This is a genomic window from Bacillus sp. BACIII, assembly GCF_057836745.1.
Window position 1 is genome coordinate 1,961,986 of the sequence record NZ_CM174437.1, and the last position, 20,529, is coordinate 1,982,514.

Annotated in this window: 18 protein-coding genes; 7 read left to right on the forward strand and 11 right to left on the reverse strand. The window is 48.0% G+C overall.

Going from position 1 to position 20,529, the window contains the following annotated elements; translation table 11 throughout:
• Positions 1 to 11 precede the first annotated feature (11 nt).
• Positions 12 to 746, reverse strand: coding sequence for an MBL fold metallo-hydrolase (locus ACXN9U_RS09375; RefSeq protein WP_047476707.1), 735 nt, complete (start codon positions 744 to 746; stop codon positions 12 to 14).
• A gap of 169 nt (positions 747 to 915) precedes the next feature.
• Here ACXN9U_RS09375 and yhfH point away from each other — a divergent pair, with 169 nt between their 5' ends.
• Positions 916 to 1,038, forward strand: a complete 123-nt coding sequence (yhfH, locus tag ACXN9U_RS09380) for a protein YhfH (protein ID WP_370465857.1) — start codon at positions 916 to 918, stop codon at positions 1,036 to 1,038.
• A gap of 234 nt (positions 1,039 to 1,272) precedes the next feature.
• Positions 1,273 to 2,562 carry a glutamate/proton symporter GltT gene (gltT, locus tag ACXN9U_RS09385; protein ID WP_060963146.1) on the forward strand — a complete coding sequence of 430 codons (1,290 nt, stop codon included), beginning with the start codon at positions 1,273 to 1,275 and terminating at the stop codon, positions 2,560 to 2,562.
• 39 nt (positions 2,563 to 2,601) lie between these two features.
• Here the strand turns inward: gltT and ACXN9U_RS09390 are convergent, their stop codons facing one another.
• A complete protein-coding gene (locus tag ACXN9U_RS09390) occupies positions 2,602 to 3,633 on the reverse strand; it encodes a M42 family metallopeptidase (protein WP_060965057.1) in 1,032 nt (343 codons plus the stop codon).
• Between the two features lie 131 nt (positions 3,634 to 3,764).
• On the opposite strand from ACXN9U_RS09390, the gene ACXN9U_RS09395 reads away from it, so the two are divergent.
• A complete protein-coding gene (locus tag ACXN9U_RS09395; RefSeq protein WP_060963147.1) occupies positions 3,765 to 3,971 on the forward strand; it encodes a hypothetical protein in 207 nt (68 codons plus the stop codon).
• 135 nt (positions 3,972 to 4,106) lie between these two features.
• The gene (fabHB, locus tag ACXN9U_RS09400; RefSeq protein ID WP_060963148.1) at positions 4,107 to 5,084 is read left to right on the forward strand and encodes a beta-ketoacyl-ACP synthase III FabHB; all 978 of its coding nucleotides are present in this window, start codon (positions 4,107 to 4,109) and stop codon (positions 5,082 to 5,084) included.
• Between the two features lie 61 nt (positions 5,085 to 5,145).
• Here the strand turns inward: fabHB and ACXN9U_RS09405 are convergent, their stop codons facing one another.
• From ACXN9U_RS09405 to ACXN9U_RS09430, 6 genes are all read right to left on the reverse strand, one after another.
• Positions 5,146 to 7,479, reverse strand: coding sequence for a YhgE/Pip domain-containing protein (locus ACXN9U_RS09405; protein ID WP_060963149.1), 2,334 nt, complete (start codon positions 7,477 to 7,479; stop codon positions 5,146 to 5,148).
• Between the two features lie 71 nt (positions 7,480 to 7,550).
• Positions 7,551 to 8,123, reverse strand: coding sequence for a TetR/AcrR family transcriptional regulator (locus ACXN9U_RS09410; protein WP_016938331.1), 573 nt, complete (start codon positions 8,121 to 8,123; stop codon positions 7,551 to 7,553).
• Between the two features lie 149 nt (positions 8,124 to 8,272).
• A complete protein-coding gene (gene hemY, locus ACXN9U_RS09415; protein ID WP_489201545.1) occupies positions 8,273 to 9,706 on the reverse strand; it encodes a protoporphyrinogen oxidase in 1,434 nt (477 codons plus the stop codon).
• A gap of 27 nt (positions 9,707 to 9,733) precedes the next feature.
• Entirely contained in the window at positions 9,734 to 10,669 is a 936-nt protein-coding gene (hemH, locus tag ACXN9U_RS09420; RefSeq protein WP_016938333.1) for a ferrochelatase, read from the reverse strand.
• A gap of 75 nt (positions 10,670 to 10,744) precedes the next feature.
• Positions 10,745 to 11,806, reverse strand: a complete 1,062-nt coding sequence (hemE, locus tag ACXN9U_RS09425) for a uroporphyrinogen decarboxylase (protein WP_029575331.1) — start codon at positions 11,804 to 11,806, stop codon at positions 10,745 to 10,747.
• Positions 11,807 to 11,929: 123 nt separating this feature from the next.
• Positions 11,930 to 14,071 (reverse strand): transglycosylase domain-containing protein, encoded by a 2,142-nt coding sequence (locus ACXN9U_RS09430; protein ID WP_060963151.1) that lies wholly within the window; start codon positions 14,069 to 14,071, stop codon positions 11,930 to 11,932.
• Between the two features lie 122 nt (positions 14,072 to 14,193).
• On the opposite strand from ACXN9U_RS09430, the gene hmoB reads away from it, so the two are divergent.
• The 3 genes from hmoB (at position 14,194) to ACXN9U_RS09445 (ending at position 17,449) form a co-directional block, all read left to right on the forward strand.
• Positions 14,194 to 14,694 carry a heme-degrading oxygenase HmoB gene (gene hmoB / locus ACXN9U_RS09435; protein ID WP_016938336.1) on the forward strand — a complete coding sequence of 167 codons (501 nt, stop codon included), beginning with the start codon at positions 14,194 to 14,196 and terminating at the stop codon, positions 14,692 to 14,694.
• 113 nt (positions 14,695 to 14,807) lie between these two features.
• Positions 14,808 to 16,193 carry a hypothetical protein gene (locus tag ACXN9U_RS09440; RefSeq protein WP_060963152.1) on the forward strand — a complete coding sequence of 462 codons (1,386 nt, stop codon included), beginning with the start codon at positions 14,808 to 14,810 and terminating at the stop codon, positions 16,191 to 16,193.
• Between the two features lie 68 nt (positions 16,194 to 16,261).
• A complete protein-coding gene (locus ACXN9U_RS09445) occupies positions 16,262 to 17,449 on the forward strand; it encodes a M20 family metallopeptidase (protein ID WP_060963153.1) in 1,188 nt (395 codons plus the stop codon).
• Positions 17,450 to 17,470: 21 nt separating this feature from the next.
• Here ACXN9U_RS09445 and ACXN9U_RS09450 read toward each other — a convergent pair whose 3' ends face one another.
• The 3 genes from ACXN9U_RS09450 to ACXN9U_RS09460 are packed head-to-tail and all read right to left on the reverse strand — an operon-like array spanning position 17,471 to position 20,180.
• Positions 17,471 to 18,175, reverse strand: coding sequence for an EcsC family protein (locus tag ACXN9U_RS09450; RefSeq protein WP_060963154.1), 705 nt, complete (start codon positions 18,173 to 18,175; stop codon positions 17,471 to 17,473).
• A gap of 42 nt (positions 18,176 to 18,217) precedes the next feature.
• Entirely contained in the window at positions 18,218 to 19,444 is a 1,227-nt protein-coding gene (locus ACXN9U_RS09455) for an ABC transporter permease (RefSeq protein WP_060963155.1), read from the reverse strand.
• On the reverse strand, positions 19,437 to 20,180 hold the full coding sequence (locus tag ACXN9U_RS09460; protein WP_060965058.1) for an ABC transporter ATP-binding protein: 744 nt from the start codon (positions 20,178 to 20,180) through the stop codon (positions 19,437 to 19,439). The genes ACXN9U_RS09455 and ACXN9U_RS09460 overlap by 8 nt, the downstream gene beginning before the upstream one ends.
• Between the last annotated feature and the right edge of the window lie 349 nt (positions 20,181 to 20,529).

Here is a 20,529-nt window from a genome sequence, read left to right on the forward strand (position 1 = left end):
GTGCTCCTCCTCTATTTCTCCCACTTCAATCCGGAGGCCGCGATTTTTACTTCGCCCCCGAATACGGTTTCCGCTTCTTCTTTCAGCTTGCGGTGCTCGCCGAAATGAGGCAGATGCGTGAGAATCAGCTCCCCCGCTCCCGCCTCCTTCGCGATACGTCCGGCTTCCAAGCTGTTCATATGACCGGCTGACGTGCCGTCCTGGTCTGCGTAAAAATTACACTCACAGATCAGCAGATCGGCATTTTCCGCAAACGGAATAAACGAGTCCTGATAGCTTGAATCAGCCGTATACACAACGGAAGCGGAACCGTCAGTAATCCGCATCGCATAACAAGTGACGGGATGTACCGTTTTCAGAAAGGTAATCGTGAACGGCCCGGCAGAAAGCGGGCGGTCCGGCTGATAGGCCACTCCTTTTGTATGCGTTTTGTATGTAAGACGCTCAAACTGTTCTATATCAGCATCATGCCCATAAATCGGCAGCGCATCCGTTCCTTTTCCAAGAAATGAGCCGACCTGCTTGGCAAATTGAAGCGGCCCGATATCAGCGATGTGGTCATGGTGATAGTGGGACAAAATCACGGCATCAAGCTCTTCTGCCGGTACATAGGCAAACAGCTTTGATAATACGGCGCTTCCGCAATCGACGAGCAAAGAATAACCGCCGGACTGAAACAGATAGCCTGAAGTTGCTTCATTTGCGGCCGGAAACCCGCCGCAGCATCCAATAACTGTAACTTTCATAGCATCCTCCGAATGTTTAAGATAAAAAGATCCTTTCCTTCAATATACCTATTTTTCGTATAAATTGCATGTTTTAAACATTGTGCCAAAACAGCCGTTGATTTTCGTTAACTGTTATAATACAATGTAGAGAAAACACAACGAAAGAGGGATGGGTATGTTGGAAAAGATGTCGGATTTTTTCAGAAATTTACCCGGTAAGAAATGTGAAGAATGCGGAAATGAGATTGTTGAGCAGTATGAGTGTCACATTAATCTGTGCAATGACTGCTTGAAAATTAAGGATATGTGACAATAGGGCGCCGCACAATTCTAAGTTGTGCGGCGCCCGTTTTTTTCGGCCCTCATCATACTTTCTGAATAGGGCGTTATTCACCATTATTAGCAATTATATGTACGTTTTAAAAGATTCAGTATTTTCAATCTATATTTTTTTATAGACGGATTGTTTTCTTTTCTATTATAATTTGTTCTAATAGCTATCTTTTTAGATACTTATTGCACTTTTTTCTTCGGGAGGTAATCTATGAAAAAATTACGTTTTGGATTAGCGACGCAAATTTTCGTCGGACTCATACTAGGGGTTGTAGTCGGTGTCATCTGGTATGGCAATCCTGCTGTTCCAACTTATTTACAGCCTATCGGCGATTTGTTTTTACGCTTAATCAAAATGATAGTGATTCCTATCGTCGTCTCCAGCTTAATCATCGGCGTTGCCGGCGCGGGAAGCGGAAAACAGGTCGGAAAATTAGGCTTCAAAACGATTTTGTATTTTGAGATCATTACCACTTTCGCCATCATTCTCGGACTGGCTTTGGCGAATCTTTTTCATCCGGGAACAGGCGTTAATATACATGAGGCTCAAAAAACAGATATCAGTCAATATGTTGAAACAGAAAAAGAACAAAATAATAAATCCATCGCGGACACATTCCTGCATATTGTACCGACAAACTTCTTCCAATCATTGGCCGAAGGAGATCTGCTTGCCATCATCTGCTTTACCGTGCTGTTTGCACTCGGCATCTCGGCAATCGGTGAAAAAGGAAAGCCCGTATTGGCCTTCTTTGAAGGTGTTTCTCATGCGATGTTCCACGTTGTGAACCTGGTCATGAAAGTTGCTCCGTTTGGTGTTTTTGCATTGATTGGTGTTACCGTTTCCAAATTTGGGCTCAGTTCCCTGCTTTCACTCGGTAAACTGGTCGGTTTAGTATATGTAGCTTTGGCTTTCTTTCTCATTGTTGTATTCGGAATCGTCGGAAAGCTTGCCGGGGTTAACATTTTCAAATTCCTCGCCTATATGAAGGATGAAATTTTATTGGCGTTCAGTACGTCAAGCTCCGAAACTGTACTCCCCCGCGTTATGGAAAAAATGGAGAAAATCGGATGTCCGAAAGGAATTGTTTCATTTGTTGTGCCGATCGGATATACCTTTAACTTAGACGGATCTGTGCTGTACCAATCTATCGCCGCATTATTCCTCGCTCAGGTATACCACGTTGACTTGTCCATTTGGCAGCAGATTACCCTTGTGCTTGTCTTGATGGTCACTTCCAAAGGAATGGCTGCCGTGCCCGGGACTTCTTTCGTCGTCCTGCTTGCGACACTAGGCACAATCGGCGTTCCTGCAGAAGGCCTTGCATTCATCGCCGGTGTTGACCGGATTATGGACATGGCCCGTACGGTCGTCAATCTGACCGGAAACGCGCTGGCATCCGTTGTGATGTCAAAATGGGAAGGCCAGTATGATCCCGCTAAAGGCGCGAAGGTCATGAGCCTCGCCAAAACAGAACAAAACACAACCATCTCAGGTTAAACGAAAACCCTGCACGGAACTTTTCCGCGCAGGGTTTTTTTATGCCATCGGCGATAGAACGTACCGGTACAAAAGCTTCGCCGTATTAAGAAGCGATAATTCGTGCGTGCGTTCAAAGGCGTGTGACGCGTCAATTCCCGGGCCGATCAGCCCGTGGACGATGTCATAGCCCGAACGGATGGCTGCTGAAGCATCAGAACCGTAATACGGATAGATATCAAGCTGATAATCAATGCCATAGCGCTCCGCAAGCCCGGCCAGATGTTTTCTGAGCTGATAATGGTACGGGCCGCTTGCATCCTTCACGCAAATAGAGACGGTATATTCATCCGTAGATTGGCCGTCGCCGATCGCTCCCATATCAACAGCCAAGTATTCGACGGTTTCAGGCGGAATGTTGGAATTGCCGCCGTAGCCGATTTCTTCATTATTAGAAATCAGAAAATGCGTCGTATACGGAAGTTCGATTTTCTCTTCTGTGATGCGGCGGATTAAGTTCAGGAGCAGGGCCACACTCGCTTTATCATCAAGATGCCGGGATTTTATAAAACCGCTCGGCGTCATTTGCACGCGCGGATCAAATGAGATGAAATCGCCGACTCTGATGCCGAGATCGGACGTCTCTTCCTTCGTCCGGACAGGCTCATCAAGGCGGACTTCCATATTCTCCTGATTCCGCTCTGCCTTGCCGGCGTCCTTGTAGACGTGCACTGAAGTCTGATGCATTAAAATGGTGCCTGTATAGGTTTTGCCGGAAGAAGTTTGGATTTCGCAATATTCCCCTTCAATCGAGTTGTATCGGAAGCCGCCGACCAAATCAATCTTCAGCCGGCCGTCCGCCTTTATCTCCTTTACCATCGCGCCGAGCGTATCGACATGCGCCGTCAGCAATCTGTGTTTCTTGTCATCACGGCCGGGAATCGTGACAAAAAGACCGCCTTTGCGGTTTCTGTAAGAGGAGACGCCCCAGTCTTTTAAAAGACTTTCTGTATAAGCGATAACCTCGTATGTATTGCCCGTCGGACTCGGAATCGACACCAGTTCTTTAATCAGTTCCATCGTATGTTTCATATCTGCCACAGGTCATTCCTCCTATCAATTTGATTCTTCTTAAAATATACTCTTTTGATCCACAACCCGTCCAATCTTTTCCTTCTCTTTTTTCATAAGATGAAGGGAGCATGGGGATAGGAGGGAAATGTATGATCAGCCGTAAACCGCACAAGCGGAAAAGGTTTCATAATGATTGGTTTGAGGATTGGTTTGAGGATGATTGGTCTGGTGCAGCCTTCTGGGGCTGTAAAAAAGAAGAAGATCACTGTAAAAAGAAAAAAGAAGACCCTTGTAAAAAGAAGAAAGAAAAAAAGAAGCATCATCATTCATGCCGCCACTGCTGCCGTCATTGGTAATATCACACAAGCCCGTTTTATAAATAGATGTCTCATGCTCCCCAAACAGCGGATGCTGCTTGGGTTTTTTTATTAATATTAGTACCAAGTAATAATATCTGGTGTTATAATCTGATTATAAAGGAGTGATTCATCATGTCAAAATCTAAAATTACAGCAATCGGTACATATGCTCCGGCACGCCGATTAACAAATGCGGATTTGGAGCGCATCGTCGATACATCTGATGAATGGATCGTCCAGCGTACCGGCATGAAGGAAAGACGTATTGCCGGCGAACATGAATTCACATCGGATTTATGTATAGAAGCGGTGAAAAACCTTGCGGAACGATACAGCGGGACCCTTGATGATGTCGATATGATCCTTGTCGCTACAACGACCGCGGACTATGCGTTTCCAAGCACTGCGGCACGCGTGCAGGCTCATTTCGGCTGGCCTCACACCGGCGCCCTTGATATTAACGCCACATGCGCCGGACTCACATACGGCCTTCAGCTCGCAGACGCATTAATCACCGCCGGTTCTCATCAAAAAGTGATCGTGATTGCCGGTGAAACATTATCAAAAGTAACGGATTATACTGACCGGACGACCTGTGTCCTTTTCGGAGACGCTGCAGGCGCCTTATTGGTGGAACGCGACGAATCAGCGCCGGGCTTTTTGGCAGCCGTGCAAGGAACGGCCGGGAGCGGGGCGGACGTGCTGTATCGGACGGGACTGAGCGCTGAATTAAACGGCGAACCGCTTAAAGGCGGAGGAAATATGGTCCAAAACGGGCGCGAAGTATATAAATGGGCGGCCAGAACCGTGCCTGAGGAATGCAACGCTCTTTTAGAAAAAGCCGGCTTTTCAAAAGACGATCTGGATTGGTTCGTTCCTCACAGCGCCAACATGCGGATGATCGAATCCATCTGTGAAAAACTTCCCTTCCCGCTTGAACGGACGCTGACAAGCGTTGAATATTACGGCAACACTTCATCGGTTTCTATTATTCTCGCTTTGGATGAAGCTGTGAAAGCGAAAAAACTGTCGGAAGGCCAGACACTGGTATTATTCGGGTTCGGCGGCGGATTGACTTATACCGGATTGCTGGTGAGATGGGGATTTTAATAGAACGATGATCGAAAACTGAAAAAAGAGGCCCCGAGCATCTGCCCAGGGCCTCTTTTTCTTATGCTGTGATTTCTTCTTCCGCTTTGTGTTCTTTTTTGCTTTGCACCGTAAAGTACACGATGGTCAGCACGATCATGACAACGGCAATGCCTAATAGAATCGATGCCTGCTGCCACATGTAGCCGTAATCGCCATTTGAAATGACGGCACGGAATCCGTTGATGCTGTACGTCATCGGCAGTGCCCCGTGGATCACTTGATAGAATCCAGGCAGAAGTTCAAGCGGGAAGGTTCCTCCGCTTGCCCCGAGCTGGAGCACCAGAATGATGACAGCGATAAAACGTCCCGGATTTCCCATCGTAGTCGCTAATAATTGAATCATGGACAAAAACGCGATGCTCGTAATCATCGTAAAGAGATAGAATCTCCAGGTGCTTTCCACATCAAGTCCGATTCCTTTTAACAGAACCGTTGCGACAATAACAGATTGAATCAGGCCGACGAGCAGAATAACGCTGAATTTGCTGAGGAACCATTCAAACCCGTTTCTCGGCCGGCCCGAAGCTTCTGTCAGAGGGAATACGACCGTCAGCATCAATCCGCCGACATATAAGCCCATAGACAGGATATAAGGCGTCAGTCCGGTACCGTAGTTAGGCACGGAATGAATCGCGTTATCGTCTGTTTTTACCGGATCGGCAATCATGCTGTACGTTTTGTTATCTGTCTTAATGTCTCCGGTTTGATCGGCCGCATCTTTCAGCTGGCTGGACAATTGTCCGGTGCCGTCTAAAAGCTTGCTTAAACCGGTGCCGAGTGACGCTTGGCCCTGCTCAATTTTGGACGAGCCGTCATGGATTTTGTTTTGTGCGTCAAGCAGTTTCGTTAAGCCGCCTGATACTTGGCCGCTCCCTGACACTAACGCTTCTGATCCTGATTTGAGCTGGCTGAACTTGCTGTTGTATTCGCCGATGCCGGCCGTCAGTTTGTTTTGGCTTTCAAAGACGGTCTGCGCTCCGCTGTATAATTTATCAGTTCCCGCTGTCAGCTGGTTAATCGCGTCTTGTACCGCCGCCGCGCCGTTATACAGTTTCGATGTGGACTGCGGCAGTGCTTTCAGCTGATCAGCCTTCGCTTTTACATCTTCCAGCGCGCTTTTTATCACTGACATATCCGGAAGCTGAACATCTCCGCCGGACGGAAGCTGGCTGACGATATTATCTAAATCCGGAAGGTCAGCCTTCGGAATCTTCTCATTCAGAAGCTGAACCAGTTTCGTTTTTTGCTCACCCGTTAAGAAATCACTGTCCTGAATCACCTTTTTGACCGCGTCATCCCGGGCGTCCAGGCTGTTTTTCAGATCGGAAAGCTTTTTCTTAAACTGCTGCAATTCCTTTTCAGTCTGCTCAAGCTCCCCAACCGCTTTTTCAATATCTGAGAGGTTGACTGAATTGATCGCATCTTCAAATGCCGCCGCTTTTTGCGATACTTCCTGCGCCTTGCTGTTTAACGCGCTTAATCCATTCGTTAAATCCGGAAGCTTTTGCTGGAGCTGCTTTTGTGCGTCAAGGCTCGTTTTCAGCCCGCTGGCCACTTGGCCTCCTCCTGAAGCAATCTGTCCTGATTTGTCTTGAATGTCGGCGCTTGCGCTCTGCAGTTTTGCGATAGAGCTGTTAAGCGTTTGAATTCCGCTTGTCACTTTCGCCGCTCCGTCGGTAAGCTGCTGCGTTTTATCGCTGATGGTTGCGGTGCTTTCAGTAAGCTTCGCTAAATTTTCCTTCAGCTTGGCGCTGCCGTCTTTCGCGTTTTTCGTGCCGTCGTCTATTTTCTTGGCGCCGCTGCTGGCTTTGCCGAGTCCTTTGGCAATATCTTTAAAGTTGTCAAAAATGACTTTTGCGTATTGCTCTGTCACTTCTTTCGACACGGAGGCTTTCAGTTTATCGATTGCCTTTTCGCCGATTGTCGCCCCGACATAGTTGGATCCGGCGTTCGTATGATATTTCAGATCCAGCTTTTTCGGATTTTTATCCATTACCGTGCTGGCGTTTTTCGAAAAACCTTCAGGAATCTCGACCACTAAATAATATTTAGCATTTAATAAGTCCTTTAACGATTGATCAAGATCGCTTGAAAAATGCCAATCAAAATTATCATTTTTCTTTAATTCTTTCACAAGATCGTCACCGATCTGAAGATGTTTCCCTTCGTAGTCCGCCCCTTTATCCTGGTTGACAACGACAACCGGCAGCTGATCCACCGTGCCGTACGGGTCCCAGTACGCCTTCAAAAACACTCCGCTGTAAATCAGCGGAACGAATAATATGGCAATGATGGGGATTAACAGTTTCTTGCTCGTTACAATGTCTTTCCACTGGCTTTTTATTGTATTCAACCCTGTTGCCTCCTTCCGCAAACTGACTCATTTGACAAAACGGTCACGGCACCTAAAAAGTGAAGGATCATCTATTTAGATAATCCTTGACCAACATACATTTCCAGCAATTCGGCGATCGTCTCTTTTTCAAGAGGCGGATGATTTTTTTCCCAGTCAAATATCAGCGCGATGTAAAGCTTAAGCATGACAAAAGCGGTCAGCTCCGGATCGCACGGTTTAATGCTCCCGTTTTCAATGGCATATTCTATCTTTTCTTTAATATATGACAGAATGGCCCGCTCCATTTTCGCAATGACATCCTGAACGGCTATTGTACCAATCTCGGCGTTCTCCTGAAAAATTTTAATAGTCAGCTGGTGTGTTTTTCTGAATTCCAAAATCGCGACAAGCGCCCGGTGGACATTTTCGTGAAATGAAAGCTCCGGTTTCATCGCTTCATCGGCGTGTTCCTTCATTTCTCTTAAAATAGTGGTGAAAATGTCATCAAACAGTTCTTCTTTGTTTTTGAAAAACGTATAGATGGTTCCCTTCCCCACATTTGCAAGCTTTGCCACCAGATCCATTGTCGTTGCTTTGTAGCCGAATTGTGTAAAAGACTTCGTTGCCGCTTCCAGAATGAGCTTTTTCCGATCGACGGACATGTTTCCCACCTCGTTAAATTGACCGTTTGAACGTTTTAGTCATTTTGTACATAAGATAACTTATCACAGTCGCAAAGAAGATTCAAATGTTTTTTCTTTTTATTGGTGTTCCCTTTACAGAACGGGAACATGCAAAAAAAACCTCCGTTTTAAGGTAACGGAGGCTGGTACGTTTCAAATAAATAAGCCAGTGAATCATATACGACCGCTTTTCCCTGGTCGATACAGTCTGGGATGCCCACCCCTTCAAAAGACGCGCCTGTCGCGTATACACCCGGATAGGAAGCTCTCAGCGCGTCTCTGAACTCTTTGATGCGCTCTTTATGGCCGACATGGTACTGCGGCATGCTTTCGTTCCAGCGGGTCACACAGGTCATTTCCGGCTCGCCCTTGATATTCATTACTTTTTTCAAATCTTCCATTACGATTTTAATGATCTCGTTATCTGAAAGATCTACGATGGATTCATCTCCGGCTTTTCCGACGTACGCCCTGAGCAGTGTTTTGCCCTCCGGCGCCGCATGCGGCCATTTTTTGTTCGTCCATGTGCAGGCCGTGATGGAGAAGTCGCTGTTTCTTGAGATAACGAATCCCGTACCTTCATGCTCCATCTTGACGGCTCCCTCAGGAAAACCTAAGGCGACGTTGGCGACGGACGTAGAATGCATGTCTTTGAGACATGAAACCGCCGGCAGATCAGAAAGCATTTTCGCCGCGGCTTTATGCGGCGCTGTTACAATGCATCCTTCCGCATGAAGCACTTTGCCGTTATCCAGCATCACGGAATATCCTTTCTCCTCGCGGCCGATATGGGTGACTTTCGTGCCTTTCATCACTTTTGTCAGCGTAAGCTGCTTTTCCAGCTCCTCCACCAACGTTTGAAGCCCTGTTGTCAGCGTTAAAAACTGCCCCTGCTTTTTGGCCGTCAGCTGCTGTCCTGAAGGCTGCGGACGCGATTTTTTCATGCCGAGAATCAGACTTCTGTGCTTTTGCTCAGTCTGATAGAATTGCGGAAATGTGGACATGAGGCTCAGCTTATCAATATCTCCGGCATAGATCCCTGACAAAAGCGGTTCTATTAAATTCTCAACAACTTCGTCACCGACGCGTCTGCGGAAAAATTCACCCAGAGACTGATCTTCCTTCGGTTTGCTCGCAGGCAGAACAAAATCCAGCGCCGCCCGCGCCTTTCCGGGAACAGAAAATAAGCCGGTGGAGATGAACGGTGCGATTTTTGTCGGGATGCCCATCACCGCGCCCTTCGGCATCGGATGAAGCGTCTCGTTGACGAGCACGTAAGACTGGCCGGTCGCATTGTTGATGAGCAGATGCTCAAGCCCTAAATCTTTTACGAGCTGGGGAGCGCTTTTTTTCCTTTCGAGAAAAGAATCCGGCCCCCGCTCAATGATGTAGCCGTCTTTATGCGCCGTCTGAATTTTGCCGCCCGCTCTCGGGCCCGCTTCAATCAGGGTGACCTCAAGCAGCAGCTGTTTTTCTTTGATTTCTTTTTCCATGTAGAAGGCGGCGGCTAATCCCGTTATGCCGCCGCCGATGATGACCAGATGTTTTTTATCGCCACTCATTTTTATCGCCTTCTTTACCGTTTAGTTCTACTTGTCCAGCTCTTTCAGCACGACCGCTGCAAGCGCGTCGATAAATTCGGGCTGTGCGTTCGGCATGGCCGGACGATAGTAGCTTGCGCCGACTTCATCGGTCACAGCTTTGCATTCGTAATCATTATCGTAAAGCACCTCTAAATGATCGGCAACGAAGCCTGCGGGCACGTATACAAATGCTTTATAAGGATGCTTTTGATACAGCTCGCGCGTGAGATCCTGCACGTCCGGCCCGAGCCACGGATCAGGGGTGTTCCCTTCGCTCTGCCAGCCGACTGCGTAATCGGTAATTCCGGCGCCTTCGGCAATCAGTTTTGCGGATTCCTCCAGCTGGTCAGGATACGGATCGCCGTATTCTTTAATTTTTTCAGGAAGGCTGTGCGCTGAGACGATCAGCATCGCGTCATCCCGTTCTTCTTTCGGCATTGATTCATACGTTTTCTTCACCTGGCTGACCCAATAATCAACGAATTTCGGTTCATCATACCAGCTTTCAACCGACTTGATGGTCAAGCCGCCAAGCTTCTCCGCTTCTTCTTTGGCGCGTTTGTTGTATGACTGGACGCTGAATGTTGAAAAATGAGGGGCGAGCACCAGGCTGACAGCTTCTGTAATACCGTCTTTATGCATGTCCGCCACCGCGTCTTCGATAAACGGTTCAATATGTTTTAATCCGATGTACACTTTGAATGTGACGTCGTCCTGGATTTCATTTAGACGCTGTCCGAGCTTCTCCGCCTGCTCCTTCGTAATTTTTGCAAGCGGCGAAATGCCTCCGATCGCTTCATATCTGTCTTTTAAGTCTTGAAGCATGTGCGGCTCCGGCTTTCTTCCGCGTCTGATATGTGTATAATAACGTTCTATATCTTCTTCTTTGTAAGGCGTTCCGTAAGCCATGACGAGAAGTCCCATTTTCTTTTTGCTGCTCATTTTGTTAAACACCTCTTTTGATGGTCTGTCTATCTTGATTTTGACAGGAAAATCTTCTTATAACCAACGATCTGCTCAGGAAGATTGTTCCCCTATTTTAGCCGCGGAGTATTCATGCACAAACGCCGTCAGCCTTTTCAGCGTTTCCGGGTTTACATCAGGGAACACGCCGTGTCCTAAATTGAAAATAAACCGATCCGTTTTCATACCCTGGTCAAGAATCGCTTTCGCTTTTTTCTCGATGACCTCCCAAGGCGCAAGAAGAAGCGACGGATCAAGATTGCCCTGAACCGTTTTTGTGATGCCTTGTTTTCTGGCTTCATCTATGCTGAGTCTCCAATCAAGACCGACAACGTCAAGAGGAAGGTCATGCCAGTCTCCGGCCAGGTGGCTTGCGCCTACGCCGAACATGATCAGCGGAACTTGTTCTGCTGAAAGCTCCCGGAAAATCCTGTCCATCACCGGTTTTATAAATTGCCGGTAATCTTCGCGGTTCAGCGCGCCGACCCAGGAATCAAAAATCTGAATGGCTTTTGCGCCGGCGTTAATCTGCGCTTTTGCATAAACGATAATCATATCCGCGAGCTTGTCCATCAGCATCTGCCACGCTTGCGGCATACTGTGCATGAACGCTTTTGTTTTGTTGTAATTTTTAGAAGGCCCGCCTTCAATCATATAACTGGCCAGCGTAAAAGGCGCTCCCGAAAAACCGATGAGCGGGACATTCAGCTGTTCGTTTACGAGTAATTTGATCGTTTCCAGCACGTAAGGAACATCCTGTTCGGGATTCAGTTCGCCGAGCTTTTCAATATCCGCAGCAGAGCGCACCGGCTGATCGATCACCGGGCCGATTCCGTTTTTAATTTCAACATCCACTCCGATATAAGGAAGAGGCGTCATAATATCTTTATATAAAATGGCAGCGTCCACTCCGTACTGCTCGACCGGAAGTCTCGTCACATACGCGCACAGCTCGGGCTGATGCGTAATTTCGACTAAGCCGTACTTTTCCTTCAGCTTGCGGTATTCCGGCTGTGACCTCCCCGCCTGTCTCATGTACCAGACAGGGACGTGATTTGTTTTTTCTCCCCGTGCCGCTTTTAAAAACGTATCATTAAACGCTTCTCGTTTACTCATCTGAATTTCCACCTTTCCTCCTGCAACCATACGTTCGTGTTCTTCGCCCATTACACTATACCTTGTTTTTTAAAAATGGTATAGAATTGAGGCCTAATGTTCAAAAAATCGCCGAATTCATCATTAAGAAGAGAAAAGCTTCGGCTGAACGTATTCCGTTCCCTCTCCTTCTTGATTCGTCTGTGAATTATATGGAACGACTTTGTATGAAGCCCCTGAAAACAGGTTGGCGTATGGTATGTCAAAGCTGCCTTTTCCTTTCACCGAATCCAGAAGCTTCTCTTTTCCGTCTTTCTTTTCATATATTCGGTAAACAACCCGATCATCCTTTTGGGCATCCCATTTTAATTGAACCGTAATCAGTCCCATCGCCTTAAATGTATAACCGGCCGACAGGGACTTCACCGCTTTCAGCTCAATCGGGCTTCCCAGTTCTTTCACATTTTCGGGCTTTTTGAATGTTTTGCCGTTTTCCCCCGCTTTTGTGACGATATCTTTAAAGAGTCTGACAGGATACTGGCTTCCGCCTTTCAGGTAATGGGTTTTATCTGTTTTGTCATACCCCATCCAGATGGCTCCCGTCAGTCCGGGAGTGTATCCCGCAAACCAGGCGTCCTTCGTGGCGCCGGGAACGCCGGTAAATGACGTCGTGCCGGTTTTCCCCGCCAGGCCGCCCTGATAGCTGCCTTGTGAAGCGGTTCCTTCTTTTACGACCTGCTGAAGCATCCTCGTCATATTCCATGCCGTCTGTCCGCTGAAGACGCGCGTTTTGCCGTTTTTAGGCCCGGATATCGTTTCTCCGTCTTCGTCCGTGATGTTCTCTATAAAAAATGGCTTCGTATACATTCCGTTTGCCGCAAATGTATGATAAGCCCCGGCCAGCTGAAGCGGGGTGACGCCTTCTGACAGACCGCCCAGCGCAATCGCGAGTCCGTTGTCAGAAATGTTTATGCCGTTTTTATTAAGATACGATTTTCCCGTATCCACGCCGATCTGCTTCAATGTCCAGACAGCGGGCGCATTTATGCTGTAGGTGATTGCGTCCTGCATCGTCACTTGCCCCTTGTACTGTCCGTCATAATTTTTCGGTTCGTACCCGTTGTAAGACTGCAGTTTGTCTTGAAGAAGCGAGTATGGTTTGAACTTGTCCTCCTGCATGGCGGGCCCGTATACGGCAAGCGGTTTAAACGTTGAGCCCGGCTGCCGCGGCGCCGTTACCCTGTTGTATCCTTTTGTCACGTAGTCGCGCCCGCCGACCGCCGCGCGGACGCCTCCGGTTTTATTATCAATAAAGACGGCGCTTCCCTCCGCCGCCTGATCCGTTCCCGGAAAATAGCCGCTTTCCCTCATGAGCGTATATGCCGTTTTCTGCAGTTTGGAATCAAGCGATGTCCGGATCGTATAGCCGCCTTGAAGAAGCTGTTCGCCTGACATCGAATAACGGGATTCCGCCTCCTTGATGACAAGATCGATATAACTGTCAAACCAAGGCGTTTCAGATGTTTTCTTGATATGAAGCCCCAATGTCCTGCCCTGGGCTCTGACGGCTTCTTTTGCGCTGATATAGCCTTGATCGTTCATCATGGAAAGAATCGTATCGCGCCGCTCTTTATTTTTGCCGGGATGCTGAATCGGCGAATAAAGGGAAGGCGCCTTCGGTATAGCCGCCAGAACGGCGCCTTCTGCAACGGTTATATCTTTTACTTCTTTATTAAAATAGTAGTGAGACGCGGCTTGAATGCCGTAAACGCCATGGCCGAAATAGAGCTGGTTCAGGTACATTTCAAGCAGCTTATCCTTGCTGTAATCACGCTCAAGATTGATGGCGATAATGACTTCCTTCGTTTTGCGCAAAAATGTTTTATCATGAGTCAGAAAAATGTTTTTCGCCAGCTGCTGGGTGATCGTGCTTCCGCCCTCCACCTTGCCGCCCGCTAAAATATCCCGGAACATCGCCCGGCCGACAGACTTCACGTCAATGCCGTGATGTTCGTAAAACCGTTTATCTTCAACGGCGATAAAGGCATCTCTCACATCTTCAGGGACTTCCTGAATGGATACCGGTTCGCGGTTTTCGGTATAAAGACTCGCGATTTCATCACCGTTTTGATCGACGATTTTTGAAGATGCGTGCAGGATTAATTTCTTTTCATCGATGACATAATGGCCGAGAAATATAATGATAATGTATCCGATTAACGCGAGAAAAGCGGTTACCGCCGCAATTACAGCCGGAATAAAGAATCTTTTTTTCTTTTTCAGCATAAGTCACCTCGCCTTTCTTAACTTGTAGTATGGGAAATATTGTTTCGAATTATGTCAGAATGAGTCGCCAATAGAAACTTATACCACTCTTTTGTTATACTAGCAAGCAGGAGGTGGCTGATATGAAGGTTTATATTACATATGGGACAGCCGATTTTTTAAAAACGATTGCAAAGAAACACCCAAATGAGAATATGGTGCTGATGCAAGGAGAGGAAAATGCGATTTTAATCCACGAGACAAATGGAGAAACCGTTTTTCAGGCGCCCCATTCCTATGAAAGCATCGACAGTGTCGGTGAAATCAAACATCCGGGCTACGCCGTCCTCAATAACATCGCCGTTACCCAGGAAGGCCGTCCGCTGTTTGAAAACCGGTTTAAAAACCGCGCCGGCAAAGTGGAAAATGAACCCGGCTTTGAAGCCATCCGCGTATTAAGGCCGCTTGAAGGCGACACGTATGTCATCCTGACCCTGTGGGAAGAGGAAAAAGCCTTTCAGGGCTGGCAGCAGTCAAACTCTTATCAGGAAGCCCATAAAAAACGCGGAACATCAGCCGGCATCGACACGACGTCCATTTTCTCCCGCCCGTCTTATGTAACCGCTTATTACGCTATAGATTAAAACCGCCGGAGATTCTCCGGCTTTTTTAGTCCCGATTTTCCGCCTCCTCTTTGCACCTTCCGCCCGCCTATGAATAACCTGTAGCAATCCTATTTATAAACGGAGTGGTTCAATTGGGGATCGGCGTCTACTCGGTACATCTGCTTTATGTTGCTTTTATCGCGGCCATTATCGTTTTTATGCTTCTCAGAAAAGATACAACCTTTATTTCACTTGCCGGTATTTTTGTGATTGCGCTATGGACTACGCATTCATTCTCCGCTTCGGTCAGCAGCCTGTTTCACAGCTTCACGTATGCCGCCGGGGAATTGCTGCCGACGATTTTTATTATTTGTTTTATCGTGGCGATGAGCGGCCTTTTGACCAAAACAGGTATTAATGAAGCGATGATTTCTCCGTTTGCAAAGCTGATGAAGGGGCCGGCTGCCGCGTATTGGATCATCGGCTGCCTGATGTTTGCCATCTCTCTTTTTTTCTGGCCGTCACCCGGTGTGGCGCTGATCGGCGCTGTGCTGCTTCCCGCGGCGATCCGGGCGGGCCTTTCTCCGATCGCCGCGGCAATGGCGATGAACCTGTTCGGCCACGGATTCGCTTTATCAGGTGATTACGTCATTCAGGCGGCGCCGAAATTGACAGCCGATGCCGCGGGCGTTCCTGTGGGCGATGTCATGCAGGCTAGTATTCCGCTCGTTTTAATCATGGGGTTAACGACGACAATCACCGCTTTTTTTCTCATCATGCGGGAGCGAAAAAAAACGCAGGTCCCCCTCTCCTTTGACAGCACCGGTTCTTTGGACACAAGCATGTATCTCCCGAAAAAACTCAGAGTGACTCTGGCTGTTCTCATTCCGCTTGTTTTCCTCGCCGATATTATCTGCATGATCGTCTACCGCCTGCAAGGAAATGATGCGACGGCGCTCGTGGGGGGAACGGCGATCGGCATTCTCCTGATCATTCATTTCATCGTGCATAAGCAGCGGCATTTAGAAAAGATCACTGAGTATTTTATCGGCGGTTTTCAATTCGGCTTTAAAGTATTCGGCCCCGTCATTCCGATCGCGGCTTTCTTTTATCTCGGTGACGCGGGGTTTAAAAGTATGTTGAACACCTCGCTGCCGAAAGGATCTGCGGGTATCGTCAATGACCTCGGCCTGGCGCTGTCCCACTCCTTTCCGATGTCCGGGGAATTCGCCGGCATCGCCCTGACCGCAGTCGGCGCGATTACCGGGCTTGACGGTTCAGGCTTTTCCGGTATTTCTCTTGCGGGCTCGATGGCAAAGCTGTTTTCAGCAGCGCTTCATACGAATCCGGCCGTTTTAACGGCGCTGGGCCAGATTTCAGCGATCTGGGTCGGGGGCGGAACATTGGTCCCTTGGGCACTTATTCCCGCAGCGGCTATTTGTAAAGTTGACCCGTTTGAGCTTGCCAGAAAAAACTTTATCCCGGTGACGGCCGGACTTATCGTCACGACGATTGCTGCCATCATCATTCTTCCGTAGCAAAAAGATTGAAATCTTCTGACATTTTCTATACAATCATGGGAAAAGCAGACGAGGGGGCACCGCTTTTGACATTAACGACACTTCAAAAAAGCTTGTACGCTCAGCTTGACGGGCTGTATGAGGAAATGGTTGAAATCAGACGTCACCTTCACAGGAATCCCGAGCTTTCCTTTAAAGAGAAGAAAACACCGGCATTCATCGCTTCGTTTTATGAAAAGCTCGGCGTTCCCATCCGGACGAACGTGGGGGGAAACGGTGTCACAGCCTATATTGAAGGCGGAGAACCGGGACCTTGTGTCGCGCTCAGGGCTGATTTTGACGCTTTGCCGATACAGGATGAAAAAGATGTGCCCTATGCTTCACAAATTCCCGGCGTCATGCACGCCTGCGGCCACGACGGCCATACGGCGGCTCTGCTTGCTGCCGGAAAAGTGCTTTATCACAACCGGGAAAAACTGAAAGGAACATTTGTAATGATCCACCAGCACGCCGAGGAATTATCTCCCGGCGGAGCAAAATCAATGATTGAGGACGGCTGCCTTGAACATGTCGATGCCGTTTTCGGCACACACCTATGGGCGACTGAACCCGTCGGAACGGTCTTATGCCGCCCGGGCCCAGTGATGGCCGCCGCTGACGGCTTTACGATTAAAGTCATCGGCAAAGGGGGCCACGGTGCGATCCCTCACGATACGAAAGACGCCGTTTTAATCGGCTCACAAATCGTCACAGCCCTTCAGCATATCGTGAGCCGCCGTGTAAACCCTATGCAGCCGGCCGTCATCTCAGCGGGCTCATTCATCGCTGAAAATCCGTTTAACGCCATTGCTGATCAGGCAGTTATCACAGGCACCGTACGCTCGTTTGATGAGGAGGTGCGCAGCCTGCTCGAAGCAGAAATAGAAGCTGTCGTAAAAGGGATCTGTTCCATGCACTCCGCTTCCTATGAGTATCGTTTCAAACGCGGCTATCCCGCCGTCGTCAATCATCAGGAGGAAGCGGCGCACGCTGCGGCAGCCGCCGCGGAAACAGACGGCGTCACGAAAGTCGTTGAAGGAGAGCCGCAGATGGCGGGAGAGGATTTTTCCTATTATCTGCAGCATACAAAAGGCGCTTTTTTCTTTACGGGCGCCGCTTTAGACGATGCGGAATCTATTTACCCTCACCATCATCCGAAATTTGATTTTAATGAAAAAGCGATGCTGACCGCCGCCAAGGTGCTGATCGGCGCCGCAGTGAGCTACCCCCGATAGGCACTAAAAACAGCCGGTACATTACGTACCGGCTGCTGTAATTCTTAAATGAAAAACGTGCCTTGCCGTCTCACCGAGCTGTGACAGCAGTTTATAATTGGCCGCTCCGCCCACGGCGGCTCCGACGACCGGCAAAAGCTGAAACAATTTCACCACGTCCAGATAGTCGCGGTATTCCTGCTGAAAAACTCTCCAATCAACTTCATGCTTTTTTGAATCCCAATGTTCAATGATTGAATATATGCGTTTCCGCTGTTCACCGCTTGAGAAAGCAAGCTGAAAAATATACAGCAAAAACAATCGTTCATCTCTATCTTTCACATCATAGCCGTAAATGGAGGCAAGATCGAACAGACATTTCATTTTAATGGACAACAGCAAAGGAAAGTCGGCCATCCCCAAAAAAATTCCGCCGGCCCCCGTACCGATGCCCTCGGCTGCCGCCACCTTTTGATAGGATGCGATGGTTTGTCTGGCGAGGGCATCTTTTTCTGAAAGCGACATGCCGTTTGTATCCCGCTTGCTTTTTATCAGGTTTGACCCCGCCATTGTTGCTTCGGTCATTTTTTTAATGCTTTCTGTGATGACGGCATGAATTTTTCCGGGAATCCGCTCATTTATTTTCGCCTGCATGCCTTTAGAAAAACGTTCAAACATGGAATCCTTACGCAAAAAACGCGCTTTCCATTGCAGGGCTTCCTGTATCAGCTGCTGATCGCCGGCCATCCGCGTCTCCTTCTTTCGTATAGGTTTCAAAAAACCGTTTGATTACAGCCTGCCGTACTTTTTCAATCTGCCGCCCATATACGAAGGCATCATCACAAAGATCAGGACGGCTGAAGCGATAGCGGCATAAAGCGCCCCGCTGACTCCCGCGGCATAGGCTGACGCTGCCGAAAGCAGCAGTGCCTGCACGGTTAACGCCGATTTCATCAGTGAAAAGAAACTTTTCAGCTTCGCTTTCTGATTGACCGGGTAAAGCTCCTGTAACGACAGATGATGAAAATGCCCGAACAGCGGCAAAAGCTGTATCCCCGTAATAAAGACGGTAAATACGGTTAACGCCGCCGTTATCAACGGATTGGCGGAAGCGAGCATAATAATCAGGATAAAAATAATCGTGAGCCTGACCTGAATGCCCAGATAATCATTTGAACGAAGAAAGGCCCGCGCATACATATAGGAGAACGTTTTCCGCTGTTCGAACGGAATCATTCTGAGCAAAAAGTCGAGATATGCCCGGCGTTTTGCCTGTTTCTTCAAGTGAGGCACATCGGTAAACAGATTGGCGACTCTGTAAAACCGCTGCTTCCTTCTTAATTCATATTCAATATGAGCTTCCCATTTTAACGATTTTTGTTTCGCGGCTGATGTGAAATAGACATAAAGGCCGGCCATCACAATGTAGACGGCGGCAGCGTACAGATAAAACGATTGTAAGACGAAGTATAAAAGCAGCATGTTGCAGCTAAAGCGTATGACTGCATCCATCATTTTCATACTTCTGTCATTCATAAATGTCATCCGCCACTCCATGGCCTGATTCCACGCCTTCACCGCCAGCATCTGAATAAAAACGGCGGCATACGACGCAAGCGACGCCCCCGGACTTACAGCGAAAAACAGAGGCATGCATACAAGCGACAGAGCGATAAGCGGAAACAGCTGTGACAGATAGCTGTACTTGAATGCATGCTTAAAGTAAGTCCCCATTTTCGGTTCAAGCGGCAGCAGAAACACGAGATCCGCTTCCTTTAACAGCGTCCGGACGTATGAACCCGTCAGCACGATAGAAAAGAGCACCGCCATCACCCAAAAGGACGGGAAATAAACGGGAATGTCTTTGACCCATTTGCTGTACCAGCTCGCAGCGCCGGCAATAAAAAAGATCAGGACAATGACGAGATGATCATTGAGCATATATTTCATATACATTCTGGTTTCCTTTATATGCTCCTCAAGCCGGGACCGCCAAATCGCAGACATATTATTCATGGCCGGCGTCTTCCTTCGTCAGTTCAATATATAAATCATCAAGAGCGGCGTCTCTCATGCCGAACTGCTCTCTCAATTCTTCCAGCGTGCCGCTTGCGCGTACTTCGCCGTTATGTAAAATGATGAAAGCGTCACAGTAGCGCTCTGCCGTCGCCAGTATATGCGTTGACATCAGCACGCTTGATCCGGCTTTTTTCACGGCGTCCATCCGCTCCAGCAATGCATTGATCGCAAGCGGGTCAAGCCCGAGAAACGGCTCGTCAATAATATAAAGCGAAGGCTCCGCGAGAAACGCACACATGATCATGACCTTCTGCTTCATCCCTTTGGAAAAGTGAGCGGGAAACCATTTCAGCCTTTTTTCCATTCTGAATTCTTTCAGAAGCGGCGGAAGCCTTTTTTCAAGCGTTTCTTTCGAAAGGCCGTACGCCATGGCCGTCAGCTCCAAATGCTCTTTGAGCGTCAGTTCTTCATACAGCACCGGCGTTTCGGGGATATACGTAAATTGCGAACGATAGCCCTCTTTATCCTCTGAAAACGTCTTGCCGTTCAGCTCGATCGAGCCTTTATGCGGGTCCATTAAACCGATAATATGCCGGATCGTCGTGCTCTTGCCCGCGCCGTTTAATCCGATGAGTCCGACAATCTGGTTCGGCTCAAGGGTGAATGAAACATTTTTTAAAACCGGGTTTCTCGTATAACCGCCGGTTAAGTCTTTTACCGATAGCAGAGACATAATTTCTCCCCTTCTGATTCGTTTTTCTTCATAGTACCAAAAATAAAGGCTGATTTGAAACGATTCCCTTTTTTTCTCACGTAAAAAAGCCTGCATAGTTATCGTGATAGCGGACATCATAATGTGTGTAGAAGGAAACAGCTTTAATCAACTGAAAATGAGGTGTTTATAAAAGACGTCTTAGAACAGTTGGATGAAAATCAACATGTCTTATGCTTACAATTTCTTCACACACTGCTTTGATGATGTTCTTCAGTCATGATGAAATAATCAAATGAGGTGTTTGTCCCAGGAATGATCAAGCAGACCCATAAGTCTTCATTTTAAAAACAAATGAGGTGCTTACAAA

Excerpts from the sequence above, each read along its gene's own strand:
- ACXN9U_RS09375 (WP_047476707.1), bottom strand. The coding sequence starts at position 746 with ATGAAAGTTACAGTTATTGGATGCTGCGGCGGGTTTCCGGCCGCAAAT.
- yhfH (WP_370465857.1), top strand. The coding sequence starts at position 916 with ATGTCGGATTTTTTCAGAAATTTACCCGGTAAGAAATGTGAAGAATGC.
- gltT (WP_060963146.1), top strand. The coding sequence starts at position 1,273 with ATGAAAAAATTACGTTTTGGATTAGCGACGCAAATTTTCGTCGGACTC.
- ACXN9U_RS09390 (WP_060965057.1), bottom strand. The coding sequence starts at position 3,633 with ATGAAACATACGATGGAACTGATTAAAGAACTGGTGTCGATTCCGAGT.
- ACXN9U_RS09395 (WP_060963147.1), top strand. The coding sequence starts at position 3,765 with ATGATCAGCCGTAAACCGCACAAGCGGAAAAGGTTTCATAATGATTGG.
- fabHB (WP_060963148.1), top strand. The coding sequence starts at position 4,107 with ATGTCAAAATCTAAAATTACAGCAATCGGTACATATGCTCCGGCACGC.
- ACXN9U_RS09410 (WP_016938331.1), bottom strand. The coding sequence starts at position 8,123 with ATGTCCGTCGATCGGAAAAAGCTCATTCTGGAAGCGGCAACGAAGTCT.
- hemY (WP_489201545.1), bottom strand. The coding sequence starts at position 9,706 with ATGAGTGGCGATAAAAAACATCTGGTCATCATCGGCGGCGGCATAACG.
- hemH (WP_016938333.1), bottom strand. The coding sequence starts at position 10,669 with ATGAGCAGCAAAAAGAAAATGGGACTTCTCGTCATGGCTTACGGAACG.
- hemE (WP_029575331.1), bottom strand. The coding sequence starts at position 11,806 with ATGAGTAAACGAGAAGCGTTTAATGATACGTTTTTAAAAGCGGCACGG.
- ACXN9U_RS09430 (WP_060963151.1), bottom strand. The coding sequence starts at position 14,071 with ATGCTGAAAAAGAAAAAAAGATTCTTTATTCCGGCTGTAATTGCGGCG.
- hmoB (WP_016938336.1), top strand. The coding sequence starts at position 14,194 with ATGAAGGTTTATATTACATATGGGACAGCCGATTTTTTAAAAACGATT.
- ACXN9U_RS09450 (WP_060963154.1), bottom strand. The coding sequence starts at position 18,175 with ATGGCCGGCGATCAGCAGCTGATACAGGAAGCCCTGCAATGGAAAGCG.
- ACXN9U_RS09455 (WP_060963155.1), bottom strand. The coding sequence starts at position 19,444 with ATGAATAATATGTCTGCGATTTGGCGGTCCCGGCTTGAGGAGCATATA.
- ACXN9U_RS09460 (WP_060965058.1), bottom strand. The coding sequence starts at position 20,180 with ATGTCTCTGCTATCGGTAAAAGACTTAACCGGCGGTTATACGAGAAAC.